15 protein-coding genes are annotated in these 12,564 nt (G+C 43.2%); all 15 read left to right on the top strand.

Features of this window, described 5'->3' with window-relative positions:
* The first annotated feature begins 719 nt into the window (after positions 1–719).
* The 15 genes from rpmH to atpH all read left to right on the top strand — a co-directional run bounded on the left by rpmH (position 720) and on the right by atpH (position 12,551).
* The gene (rpmH, locus tag G5S32_RS14880; RefSeq protein WP_004728723.1) at positions 720–857 is read left to right on the top strand and encodes a 50S ribosomal protein L34; all 138 of its coding nucleotides are present in this window, start codon (positions 720–722) and stop codon (positions 855–857) included.
* 46 nt (positions 858–903) lie between these two features.
* Entirely contained in the window at positions 904–1,227 is a 324-nt protein-coding gene (gene rnpA / locus G5S32_RS14875; protein WP_246201029.1) for a ribonuclease P protein component, read from the top strand.
* Positions 1,194–1,451 (top strand): membrane protein insertion efficiency factor YidD, encoded by a 258-nt coding sequence (gene yidD, locus G5S32_RS14870; protein ID WP_165312680.1) that lies wholly within the window; start codon positions 1,194–1,196, stop codon positions 1,449–1,451. The genes rnpA and yidD overlap by 34 nt, the downstream gene beginning before the upstream one ends.
* Before the next feature lie 2 nt (positions 1,452–1,453).
* Positions 1,454–3,076, top strand: a complete 1,623-nt coding sequence (yidC, locus tag G5S32_RS14865; RefSeq protein WP_165312679.1) for a membrane protein insertase YidC — start codon at positions 1,454–1,456, stop codon at positions 3,074–3,076.
* Positions 3,077–3,175: 99 nt separating this feature from the next.
* Positions 3,176–4,573, top strand: a complete 1,398-nt coding sequence (gene mnmE, locus G5S32_RS14860; RefSeq protein WP_165312678.1) for a tRNA uridine-5-carboxymethylaminomethyl(34) synthesis GTPase MnmE — start codon at positions 3,176–3,178, stop codon at positions 4,571–4,573.
* 28 nt (positions 4,574–4,601) lie between these two features.
* The gene (gene mioC / locus G5S32_RS14855; RefSeq protein ID WP_165312677.1) at positions 4,602–5,036 is read left to right on the top strand and encodes an FMN-binding protein MioC; all 435 of its coding nucleotides are present in this window, start codon (positions 4,602–4,604) and stop codon (positions 5,034–5,036) included.
* A 488-nt stretch (positions 5,037–5,524) separates the two neighbouring features.
* Positions 5,525–7,420, top strand: coding sequence for a tRNA uridine-5-carboxymethylaminomethyl(34) synthesis enzyme MnmG (gene mnmG, locus G5S32_RS14850; RefSeq protein WP_165312676.1), 1,896 nt, complete (start codon positions 5,525–5,527; stop codon positions 7,418–7,420).
* The gene (gene rsmG, locus G5S32_RS14845) at positions 7,420–8,049 is read left to right on the top strand and encodes a 16S rRNA (guanine(527)-N(7))-methyltransferase RsmG (protein WP_165312675.1); all 630 of its coding nucleotides are present in this window, start codon (positions 7,420–7,422) and stop codon (positions 8,047–8,049) included. Before mnmG ends, rsmG begins: the two co-directional genes overlap by 1 nt.
* 14 nt (positions 8,050–8,063) lie before the next feature.
* Positions 8,064–8,837: a ParA family protein gene (locus G5S32_RS14840; protein ID WP_165312674.1), complete on the top strand. Its 774-nt coding sequence runs from the start codon at positions 8,064–8,066 to the stop codon at positions 8,835–8,837.
* A 24-nt stretch (positions 8,838–8,861) separates the two neighbouring features.
* Positions 8,862–9,746: a ParB/RepB/Spo0J family partition protein gene (locus G5S32_RS14835; RefSeq protein ID WP_165312673.1), complete on the top strand. Its 885-nt coding sequence runs from the start codon at positions 8,862–8,864 to the stop codon at positions 9,744–9,746.
* Between the two features lie 191 nt (positions 9,747–9,937).
* Entirely contained in the window at positions 9,938–10,327 is a 390-nt protein-coding gene (locus G5S32_RS14830; protein WP_165312672.1) for a F0F1 ATP synthase subunit I, read from the top strand.
* A gap of 8 nt (positions 10,328–10,335) precedes the next feature.
* Positions 10,336–11,148 carry a F0F1 ATP synthase subunit A gene (gene atpB, locus G5S32_RS14825; protein WP_165312671.1) on the top strand — a complete coding sequence of 271 codons (813 nt, stop codon included), beginning with the start codon at positions 10,336–10,338 and terminating at the stop codon, positions 11,146–11,148.
* 54 nt (positions 11,149–11,202) lie between these two features.
* A complete protein-coding gene (gene atpE / locus G5S32_RS14820; protein ID WP_002540812.1) occupies positions 11,203–11,457 on the top strand; it encodes a F0F1 ATP synthase subunit C in 255 nt (84 codons plus the stop codon).
* A 75-nt stretch (positions 11,458–11,532) separates the two neighbouring features.
* On the top strand, positions 11,533–12,003 hold the full coding sequence (gene atpF, locus G5S32_RS14815) for a F0F1 ATP synthase subunit B (protein WP_165312670.1): 471 nt from the start codon (positions 11,533–11,535) through the stop codon (positions 12,001–12,003).
* A gap of 14 nt (positions 12,004–12,017) precedes the next feature.
* On the top strand, positions 12,018–12,551 hold the full coding sequence (gene atpH, locus G5S32_RS14810) for a F0F1 ATP synthase subunit delta (protein ID WP_165312669.1): 534 nt from the start codon (positions 12,018–12,020) through the stop codon (positions 12,549–12,551).
* Positions 12,552–12,564: the final 13 nt, after the last annotated feature.

Here is a 12,564-nt window from a genome sequence, read left to right as displayed (position 1 = left end):
AAAGTTATTCACAATATTTTCTAGCCTATCGCCAAGATCTACAGAAACTTCCCCACTTTTACCCACATATCCATAGTTATTTGTAAGTTATCCCAGAAATTAAAACTGACGATCCCATCCAAATTTATGAACTTCATCGGACAATATCGTAAATTGTCTCAATCTTTAACCGTGATAACTTACCGCTATATATAGAGGAAGCGTATCTAGGAGATGTTTATCTTTGAATGATCATGAAAAGCGAAAAACAAGCTCATCAAGCATAAAATTATTCACAATCATACTCAAATAACTTCAATCCCAGATTAAGTTAGTAAACACTCACCATATAAAGCATACAATTTAAGCTTTTCTTATGCACGATTGATTAACAGCTAGGATATTAGATCCATTTTTCCACAGGTTATATGCTCTAACCCACAACTTCTTAGCTAAATAACATACTGATCGCGAATTTCGATCAGCAGTGATCCTTGAGATTTTGTCGAGACTCCGTATAATCGCCCGACCGGAAAATCCGAAGCCTCATTTTCTTATTAATTTGAGAAATTGAACAGGACTTCGGCAAACCCAATCATTGACACCTTTTGTGACAGTGATTACAATTCCGCCTCTTTGTTGAGAGGCGTCGGATAGTCCTTTCTTTATATAAAGAGAAGACACAAGGCCCACGCCGGGTTTAACAAACCTAAAAACTACTGATCAGTAAGGTATTTACAATGAGCAAACGCACTTTTCAACCTACAGTTCTAAAGCGCAAACGTACTCACGGTTTCCGTGCTCGTATGGCGACAGCGAACGGTCGTAAAGTAATTAATGCACGTCGTGCAAAAGGCCGTAAGCGCCTTTCAAAATAATCATTAAATTATTTTGAGTACGTACGCATTCAATCGGGAGTTACGCTTGTTAACTCCCGAGCATTATAAAAACGTCTTTCAGCAAGCTCATCGAGCTGGCTCTCCTCATTTCACAATCATTGCCCGCAACAATAATCTTTCTCACCCTCGTTTAGGTTTAGCTGTTCCCAAAAAACAAATTAAAACTGCCGTTGGTCGTAACCGCTTTAAGCGTTTATCTAGAGAGAGCTTTCGCCTTCAACAACACAAACTTCCAAACAAAGATTTTGTTGTAATTGCGAAAAAGAGCGCGCAAGATTTGAGCAATGAAGAACTATTTACTTTGTTCGAAAAGTTATGGCAACGCCTATCTCGCCCTTCACGTGGATAGCCATTGGTTTAGTAAAACTTTACCAATGGACTATTAGTCCGCTTATCGGCCCTCGCTGCCGGTTTACTCCAACCTGTTCGTCATATGCTGTAGAAGCACTAAGAGTTCACGGTTTTGTAAAAGGGTGTTGGTTATCTGGCAAACGTCTATTAAAATGCCACCCTTTGAATGAAGGCGGGTTTGACCCCGTTCCACCGATCCAAAAACACGACAGAGATAATTAACGATGGATTCTCAACGTAATATCCTGTTAATCGCTTTGGCTCTGGTTTCTTTTTTACTCTTCCAACAATGGCAAGTAGCTAAGAACCCAGCTCCGCAAGTGGTTGAACAGGCTCAATCAGGCAATACAGTACCTGCACCATCATTTGCAGATGAGTTTGACCCAGCACCACCTCAAACTAATGCTGTTGCAAAAACGATTACCGTTACTTCAGATGTACTAACTCTGTCTATCGACACAGTTGGCGGTGATGTTGTTTCTGCAAAACTAAACAAGTATGCAGAAGAACTGGATTCAGAGACTCCATTCCAACTACTTAAAAATGAGCAAGGTCATCAATTTATTGCTCAAAGTGGCTTGATCGGTCCTCAAGGTATCGACTTGAGCAGCACGACTCGTCCAAATTATCACGTTGATGCTGACAGCTTCGCGCTGGCAGATGGTCAAGACGAACTTCGTGTTCCTATGACTTATTCAGCAAATGGTATCGAGTACACGAAAACTTTCATCATCAAACGTGATAGCTACGCAATTGATGTTGAATTCAACGTTGTCAACCACTCTGGTAACAACGCAACTATGGGTATGTACGCGCACCTACGTCAAAATCTACAAGATTCTGGCGGTAGCCTAGCAATGCCAACTTACCGTGGCGGCGCATACTCAAGTGAAGATACTCGTTACAAAAAGTACAGCTTCGACGATATGCAAGATCGTAACCTGTCTATCAACCTACCAAACGGTACTGGTTGGGCAGCGATGATCCAACACTACTTCGCGACAGCGTGGATTCCACGTAATGAAGCAGGTACTAACATCTATTCACGTATTATCGGTAACTTAGGTGATATCGGTATTCGTATGCCAAATAAAACATTGGCAGATGGTACTCAAGAAACCTTCAAATCAACACTATGGGTTGGTCCAAAACTTCAAGACGAAATGGCAGCTGTTGCGCCAAGTCTTGACCTAGTAGTGGACTACGGTTGGTTATGGTTCATTGCAAAACCTCTACACTCACTGCTTTCGTTCATTCAAGGCATCGTAGTGAACTGGGGTCTAGCAATCATGTGTCTAACATTTATCGTTCGTGGTGCTATGTACCCACTGACGAAAGCACAATACACATCAATGGCGAAAATGCGCATGCTGCAACCTAAACTGCAAGCAATGCGTGAGCGTATTGGCGACGACCGTCAACGTATGAGCCAAGAGATGATGGAACTGTACAAGAAAGAGAAAGTAAACCCACTTGGTGGCTGTTTACCAATCTTCCTACAGATGCCAATTTTCATCTCGCTATACTGGGCACTAATGGAATCTGTTGAGCTACGTCATTCACCATTCTTTGGTTGGATTCATGACTTGTCTGCACAAGACCCATACTACATCCTACCGATCCTGATGGGTGCAAGTATGTTTATGATCCAGAAGATGAGCCCAACGACAGTTACTGATCCTATGCAACAAAAGATCATGACTTTCATGCCAGTAATGTTCACATTCTTCTTCCTGTTCTTCCCTTCAGGTCTGGTTCTTTACTGGTTGGTATCGAACATCGTGACTCTGATTCAGCAAACTTTGATTTACAAAGCGCTGGAGAAGAAAGGCTTACACTCCAAGTAAGTAATCGATGATGAATAGCAAAGGCGGCCAAAAGGTCGCCTTTTTGTTTGTTGCTGATTACAATGACGCTAATTCTTATGTATTTAGGTAACAACCGTTATGACGACTGATACCACTATTTTCCAAAGTAGCCTTGCTTCTCAAGACACTATTGTTGCTCAGGCAACAGCGCCAGGACGAGGCGGAGTCGGTATTATCCGCGTCTCAGGCCCTCTTGCAGCTCAGGTAGCTTTGGAAGTAACAGGACGTACACTAAAGCCGCGCTACGCGGAATACTTGCCGTTCAAAGATGAAAATGGTCTTGAATTGGACCAAGGTATTGCCCTGTACTTCCCTAATCCACACTCATTTACCGGTGAAGATGTATTGGAACTGCAAGGTCACGGTGGCCCTGTGGTGATGGATATGCTGATTAAGCGAATTTTGAAAGTCTCCGGTGTTCGCCCTGCGCGTCCGGGAGAATTTTCAGAACGAGCATTCCTTAATGATAAAATGGACTTAACCCAAGCAGAGGCGATTGCAGACTTAATCGATGCTAGTTCGGAACAGGCAGCAAAGTCAGCCCTTCAATCGCTGCAAGGACAGTTCTCACAACGTATAAATACGCTGGTGGAATCGCTGATCCACTTACGTATCTATGTAGAGGCAGCGATTGATTTCCCAGAGGAAGAAATTGATTTCTTAGCCGATGGTAAGGTTGCTACCGATCTACAAGCGATCATCGACAACCTCAATGCTGTACGTAAAGAAGCCAATCAAGGAGCTATTTTACGTGAAGGGATGAAAGTGGTGATAGCAGGTCGCCCTAATGCAGGTAAGTCAAGCCTGTTGAATGCCCTGTCAGGTAAGGAATCCGCGATTGTTACCGATATAGCTGGTACCACTCGTGATGTGCTGCGCGAGCACATTCATATCGATGGCATGCCACTGCACATCATTGATACAGCAGGCCTTCGTGATGCTTCAGATGAAGTTGAAAAGATTGGTATCGAACGTGCCTGGGATGAAATAAAACAAGCTGACCGCGTGCTTTTCATGGTGGATGGGACAACAACAGATGCAACCAACCCAGAAGATATTTGGCCAGACTTTGTTGATCGTCTACCTAACAATATGGGGATGACGGTGATTCGTAACAAAGTGGATCAAACTGGTGAAACGCTGGGTATTTGCCATGTGAGTACCCCAACCTTGATCCGTCTTTCAGCGAAAACAGGTGAAGGTGTTGAAGCACTACGCACTCACTTAAAAGAGTGCATGGGTTTCTCTGGCAACCAAGAAGGCGGCTTTATGGCGCGTCGTCGCCACCTAGATGCCCTTGAAAGAGCGGCAGAGCACCTAGACATAGGCCAGCAACAATTAGAAGGCTACATGGCAGGTGAAATCTTAGCAGAAGAGCTGCGTATTACTCAGCAGCATTTAAATGAAATTACGGGTGAATTCAGCTCTGACGATCTATTGGGCCGAATCTTTTCATCTTTCTGTATCGGTAAATAAACGGTATTAGTAAATAAAGCGGAGCGCTATGATCCATATAATTACAGGTAGCACCCTAGGTGGTGCAGAATACGTGGGTGATCATCTGAGTGACTTGCTTCAAGAGCAGTCACTGGCAACGACGATCCATAATCAACCAGCATTTGAAGACATTCCAGCGGAAGGTACCTGGTTAATTGTCACATCAACTCACGGTGCAGGTGATTATCCGGATAACATTCAGCCATTTATCGCAGCATTACAAGACACACCACCTAAAACCAGTAACTTGAAATTTGCGGTCATTGCGATTGGTGATTCTAGTTATGACACCTTCTGTGCAGCAGGAAAACATGCTCATGCACTACTTGAAGATATCGGTGCAACACCTGTATCGGAGTGCTTTACTATTGATATTCAACAGCATCCGGTTCCTGAAGATGCGGCCGAAGAGTGGCTACACAGTGTCATCCACCAGCTTTAAGTCACGGTAAAACATCCATTCAATAAGCAGCGGTAACGCTGCTTTTTTTGTCTTTCTAGAAAAATAGACGACAAGATAACCAATTATTTATTAAAGTCTGATGCTAATTTAGCCAAACCATCTGTGGATAAGTATATATTTATCCGGTGATCAACCTATAGTTATCCAAATAATAACTTTGATCACTTTCAGGTGCTGTGCATAAGTACTAATTTTGATCCCAGCTAATACGCAATTAGATCGTGTGTAGATCACAAGTTCTGATCCGTAAAAGATCCATGATCTTATTGATCATTTTCCACTTATCCACAGAGTTCGTCGATCCTAATAGTAAGAACAATAAAAGATCTCTATATAAAGATCTTATATATTTTAGTTAACCGTAGTGACAGGAAAATATAGAAAAGCGATTTTCTAGACTTAGGAAAGAAGGTAGAATACGCCTCTTTTGTTTAACTCTTAATCTCATTGAATACCTGAGGTCGTTCATGCTTTATCACGAAACATTTGACGTCATTGTGGTTGGTGGCGGTCACGCAGGAACGGAAGCCGCTCTCGCAGCCGCACGTACAGGACAACGTACGTTACTTCTAACACACAATATTGACACGCTAGGACAGATGTCTTGTAACCCAGCGATCGGTGGCATTGGTAAAGGCCACTTAGTTAAAGAAGTAGATGCAATGGGTGGTTTAATGGCGCAAGCTATTGACCATGCAGGTATTCAGTTTAGAACGCTGAATGCTTCGAAAGGCCCTGCAGTTCGTGCAACACGCGCGCAAGCTGACCGAGCTTTATACAAAGCTTATGTTCGTCATACGTTAGAAAACACACCCAATCTGACCCTTTTCCAACAAGCGGCAGATGATCTTATCGTTGAAAACGATCAAGTTCAGGGTGTTGTGACTCAAATGGGCGTTAAATTCCGCTCTAAATCGGTTGTGTTGACCGTTGGTACCTTCCTAGGCGGAAAGATCCATATTGGTATGGAAAACTTCTCTGGGGGCCGCGCAGGCGATCCACCATCGATCGCGCTTGCCGATCGACTACGCGAATTACCGTTCCGTGTTGATCGACTGAAAACAGGTACACCACCACGTATTGATGCAAACAGTGTCGATTTTTCTGTGCTTGAAGTTCAGCACGGTGATAATCCAACACCTGTTTTCTCATTCATGGGTAAGCGCGAACAACATCCGCGTCAAATTCCGTGTTACATCACACACACCAATGAACAAACTCACGATGTGATTCGTTCGAATCTCGATCGCAGCCCAATGTATGCTGGTGTGATTGAAGGGATTGGTCCACGCTACTGCCCATCTATCGAAGATAAGGTGATGCGTTTTGCTGATAAAAACAGCCACCAGATCTTTATTGAGCCAGAAGGTTTGAATACCACCGAACTTTATCCAAATGGTATCTCCACCAGCCTACCATTTGACGTGCAAGTTAAGATTGTCCGTTCAATGAAAGGCTTCGAGAACGCACATATTGTTCGTCCTGGTTATGCTATTGAGTATGATTTCTTTGACCCTCGTGATTTGAAACAGACTTACGAAACTAAGTTTATCCAAGGTTTGTTCTTTGCTGGCCAAATTAACGGTACAACTGGTTACGAAGAAGCGGCTGCACAAGGTTTGATGGCAGGTTTGAACGCAAGTTTGTACAGCCAAGGTAAAGACGGTTGGAGTCCACGTCGCGATCAAGCGTATATGGGCGTGTTGATCGATGATCTATCAACCATGGGTACCAAAGAACCATACCGTATGTTTACTTCTCGTGCTGAATATCGTTTATTGCTGCGTGAAGATAATGCTGATCTTCGTTTAACGGAAAAAGCGCGTGAATTAGGTCTTGTTTGTGATGAGCGTTGGGCTCGTTTCAATCAGAAGATCGACAATATGGAAAAAGAACGTCAACGCCTAAAAGAGACTTGGATGAATCCAAACTCGAAAGGTATCGACGCTCTCAATGCGCTTCTTAAAACACCAATGTCACGTGAAGCAAGCGGTGAAGATCTGCTACGTCGCCCAGAAGTAGATTACGATGCACTTGTTTCTCTACCTGAATTTGGCCCTGCGCTAGAAGACGCTGAAGCGGCTGAGCAAGTTGAAATTCAAGTGAAATACGAAGGTTATATCGAGCGTCAAAAAGACGAGATCGAGAAATCTTTGCGCCATGAAAATACTAAATTGCCAGCAGATCTTGATTACAAGCAAGTAAAAGGTCTATCGAACGAGGTAGTCTTGAAGCTTAATGCTGCTAAGCCGGAAACGGTAGGCATTGCATCTCGTATCTCTGGTATTACTCCTGCCGCTATTTCAATCTTGTTGGTACACTTGAAAAAACAAGGCATATTGAAGAAAGGAGAGGCGGCTTAATGGATTTACGTGCGAAATTAGATTCGTTAATCGCCAAAACAGACTTAGACGTTTCAGATAAGCAACGTCAGCAATTGCTTGGTTATGTTGAACTGCTGAACAAGTGGAACAAAGCGTATAATCTTACATCGGTAAGAGATCCAGCAGATATGTTAGTGAAACATATCCTTGATAGTATTGTGGTGAGCCCTTACCTTAACGGTGAGCGCTTCATCGACGTTGGAACGGGGCCTGGGTTGCCAGGTATTCCTCTGGCTATCATGAATCCTGATAAGAATTTTGTTTTATTAGATAGCTTGGGTAAGCGCATTCGCTTCATTAAGCAAGTTCTTCACGAACTTGGCATTACTAACGTCACTGCTGTTCAGAGTCGTGTTGAAGAATACGACCCTGAAGGTGGGTTTGATGCTGTCTTGAGTCGTGCTTTTGCTTCGATGTCAGATATGGTTGAGTGGTGCCAACACTTACCTCGTGCTAATTCAGGTGTGTTTTTTGCCCTCAAAGGACAACTACCCCAGGAAGAAATAAGTCTGTTACCTGAGTGGTGTTCTGTGACCGATGTCAAAGCTTTGAAAGTTCCAGAGTTAGAAGGCGAGCGTCATCTTGTAATCTTATCCCGTAAGGGATAACAGCGAGGCATACCGTGGGTAAAATCGTAGCGATCGCCAACCAGAAAGGTGGCGTAGGTAAAACAACAACTTGTGTTAACTTAGCAGCCTCAATGGCGGCAACTAAACGTAAAGTACTGGTCATCGATCTTGACCCTCAAGGGAACGCCACGATGGCAAGTGGTGTAGACAAATACCAAGTCGACGCTACCGCTTACGAATTTTTGGTGGAAGAAGCGCCATTTGAAGATGTGGTATGCCGCAATACTGCCGGTCACTATGATTTAATCGCTGCCAATGGCGATGTCACGGCTGCAGAAATCAAATTGATGGAAGTTTTTGCTCGTGAAGTCCGTCTAAAGAACGCTTTAGCTGCAGTTCGCGATAACTATGATTTCATCTTTATCGATTGTCCTCCTTCTTTAAACCTCCTTACAATCAACGCGATGGCCGCTGCAGACTCTGTGTTAGTGCCAATGCAATGTGAGTATTTCGCATTAGAAGGTTTAACAGCGTTAATGGACACTATCAGCAAACTCGCTGCAGTAGTGAACGACAAATTGAAAATCGAAGGCTTGCTTCGCACTATGTACGACCCACGTAACAGATTAGCGAATGAAGTTTCGGATCAGTTGAAAAAACACTTTGGTAACAAAGTCTATCGTACCGTTATTCCTCGTAATGTTCGTCTCGCTGAAGCGCCAAGTCATGGTAAACCAGCCATGTATTACGATAAATATTCTGCTGGCTCAAAAGCTTATTTAGCTTTAGCTGGAGAAATGCTTCGTCGCGAAGAAGTTATCGCCTAACACAGATTAAAGGAATTCGTTTACATGTCGTCTAAACGTGGTTTAGGAAAAGGATTGGATGCGTTATTGGCAACCAGTTCTCTTGCTCGTGAAAAGCAACAAGTCGCATCACACAGTCAAGAGATGTCTTCTGATGGTGAATTACAAGATATCGCGATTACCAGCTTAAGACCGGGTATTTACCAACCCCGTAAAGATATGTCTCCTGAAGCTTTGGAAGAGCTGTCCGCGTCCATCCAGTCTCAAGGTATTATTCAGCCAATCGTAGTACGTCCAATTAACACCGGTGGTTACGAGATTATTGCGGGTGAACGTCGTTGGAGAGCGGCAAAACAAGCCGGTTTAAAACAAGTACCTTGTTTGATCAAGCCTGTAGAGGATCGAGCTGCGATCGCTATGGCATTGATCGAAAATATTCAACGTGAAGATCTTAACGCGATTGAAGAAGCTCAGGCTTTAGAGCGTCTGCAGGATGAATTTAAACTTACTCATCAACAAGTCGCAGATGTTATTGGTAAATCTCGTACGACGGTAAGTAATTTACTCCGTCTTAACCAGTTAACTGATAAAGTTAAGCAATTGGTTGCACTTAGGCAGCTGGAGATGGGCCATGCGCGTGCGCTGTTAATGCTGGAAGGTGAGCAGCAAGAAGAGATTGCAGAGCGTATTGCTAAGAAGCAATTAACCGTCAGACAAACAGAGCAATTAGTTAAAAAGTGTCTCTCAGAGGTATCTGAGGAAAAAAATGTGCTTGAAGACGTAGAAGTACAACAAATGTCACAAAGACTGAGTGAAAATTTAGGGGCAAAAGTGTCAATTGTTCGTTCCAAAAATGGAAAATCTAAGGTGACTATTAGCCTCGATGAACCCCAGAAACTAGAGCAATTGGTTGCAAAGTTACAAGCCTAAGTGACATAATCGACTCGCGTCACATATTTGAGAAAAAAGAATTTTGTGTGAAAAATGTTGGTTAGCATACAAAAATGTAACATAAGATTGTATTTACGTTGCATTAGTTTTGCGCCTTCGTATAATTTTCGCCAATTTCTCAACACCAAGTTTTATTTATGTGTTGAGAATGTAACTAGAGGTACGAATACATGGTAGCTGCGTTGGCTAGGCCAGGACGAGAGCTTGCAAAGCAATTGTTAATGATCCAGTCCGGCGCGGTTATGGTTGTGGCAGCAGGGATGGCGATTGCTGTAAATGCTGATTGGGGAATTTCAGCGCTGATTGGGGGAGGCATTTGTGTCTTTGCCAATGCGGTTTTTGCGCTGTGTGCTTTTATGTTTAGTGGAGCTCGCGCTGCAAAGCGTATCGCGGTCTCTTTCTACACTGGTGAAGCTCTTAAAATCCTCATTACAGTAGTTTTATTCTCTGTCGCTTACATGTATATGCAGGTGGAACTTGTTCCCCTGAAACTAACCTATTTGCTGGCTCTAGGTATTAATATCTGTGCGCCAGTGCTATTCATTAACAACAAAAAATAGGATGAGTTATGGCTGCGCATGGTGAAGCGCTAACATCGTCCGGATACATTGAACACCACTTATCTAACCTTTCTCTTTACAAGTTAGGTTTAGTTGAGGCGGAAACAAGTTTCTGGAACGTACATATCGATAGCCTGTTTTTTTCTTTGTTTACTGGATTGATTTTCCTTTGGATTTTCCGTTCTGTAGCGAAGAAGGCGACAGCGGGTGTACCGGGCAAGCTACAGTGTTTTGTTGAAATAGTGGTTGAATTTGTCGATACCAACGTCAAAGACACCTTCCATGGACGCAATCCATTAATAGCACCGTTGGCACTGACTATCTTTTGTTGGGTATTGCTAATGAACATCATGGACTTAGTTCCAATTGATTTCTTGCCGTATCCAGCACAGCATTGGCTAGGTATCCCTTACTTGAAAGTGGTTCCTTCGGCTGATGTGAACATCACCATGGCTATGGCACTGGGCGTATTTGCTTTAATGATTTACTACAGCATTAAAGTAAAAGGTCTGGGTGGTTTTGCGAAAGAATTAGCATTACATCCATTTAATCACCCTGTGATGATTCCGTTTAACCTACTAATTGAAGTGGTATCGCTATTAGCTAAACCTCTATCACTTGGTATGCGTCTATTCGGTAACATGTTCGCAGGTGAGGTTGTATTTATTCTTATCGCAGCAATGCTACCATGGTGGCTACAATGGATGGGTTCACTACCGTGGGCAATTTTCCATATTCTGGTAATTCTGATTCAATCTTTCGTGTTCATGATGTTGACTATCGTTTATCTGTCAATGGCACACGAAGATAGTGATCATTAATATAATAGCTTTTATTTGGGCACAATTAGCCAACAACTATAATTGGAGATAGTAATGGAAACTTTACTGAGCTTTTCTGCAATCGCCGTAGGTATCATCGTCGGTCTTGCTTCTCTTGGTACAGCGATTGGTTTCGCACTTCTAGGTGGTAAATTCCTTGAAGGTGCAGCTCGTCAACCAGAAATGGCTCCTATGCTACAAGTTAAGATGTTCATCATCGCGGGTCTACTGGATGCGGTTCCAATGATCGGTATCGTAATCGCACTTCTATTTACATTCGCGAACCCATTTGTTGGTCAACTAGGTTAATCACGTTTTGCCAGAGGCAAGCCTTTATCGGTTTGCCATTGATTAATACTAAGTCCATATAGAGGGGTAGCTGTTGTGAATATGAACGCAACTCTGCTAGGTCAAGCTCTGTCATTCGCACTGTTTGTGTGGTTCTGCATGAAGTATGTATGGCCACCAATCATGCAAGCGATTGAAGAACGTCAGAAGAAAATTGCTGATGGTCTACAAGCCGCTGAGCGTGCAAAAAAAGATTTAGATCTAGCACAAGCCAACGCTTCAGATTCTTTGAAAGAAGCGAAGCGCACAGCAACAGAGGTCATCGAGCAAGCGAATAAACGCAAAGCTCAAATTCTAGATGAAGCTCGCGAGGAAGCTCAGGCAGAACGCCAGAAAATCCTAGCTCAAGCAGCATCAGAAGTTGAAGCTGAACGTAATCGTGCCCGCGATGAGCTGCGCAAACAAGTTGCAACTCTGGCAATTGCTGGTGCTGAGAAAATTCTTGAGCGTGCTATCGATAAAGATGCACACAAAGATATTCTCGACAACATTACTGCAAAACTTTAAGTCTGGGGGCGCGAATGTCTGATTTGACTACTATTGCTCGCCCCTACGCTAAAGCAGCTTTTGACTTTGCGGTAGAAAAGCAACAACTGACTCAATGGGGTGAGATGTTAGCTTTCGCTGCCGAAGTTACAAATAACGAGCAAATGAAAGAACTGTTAACCAGTTCTGCTTCTGCTGAGAAACTTGCAGAAATTTTTATCGCAATTTGTGGCGAACAGTTTGATGAATTTGGTCAGAACCTAATTAAGGTAATGGCTGAGAATGGCCGTTTACGAGCTATTCCTGATGTTTTTGAGCAATTCGTTGCTCTTAAGAAAGAGTATGAGAAGAATATCGATGTTGAAGTTATTTCAGCAACCGAACTTTCTGAACAACAACTTTCAGATATCAGTAACAAACTGGAGCAGCGTCTAGAACGTAAAGTTCAGCTGAATTGCAGTGTAGATGAGACCTTACTTGGTGGGGTCGTAATTCGAGCCGGAGATCTTGTCATCGATAACTCAGCGCGTGGTCGTTTGAACCGCCTGAGCGATGCCTTGCAATCTTGATGGGGATTGGAGC

It is taken from the genome of Vibrio ziniensis (genome assembly GCF_011064285.1).
GTDB classification, from domain to species: domain Bacteria; phylum Pseudomonadota; class Gammaproteobacteria; order Enterobacterales; family Vibrionaceae; genus Vibrio; species Vibrio ziniensis.
This window is presented reverse-complemented; position numbering and strand designations above follow the sequence as displayed.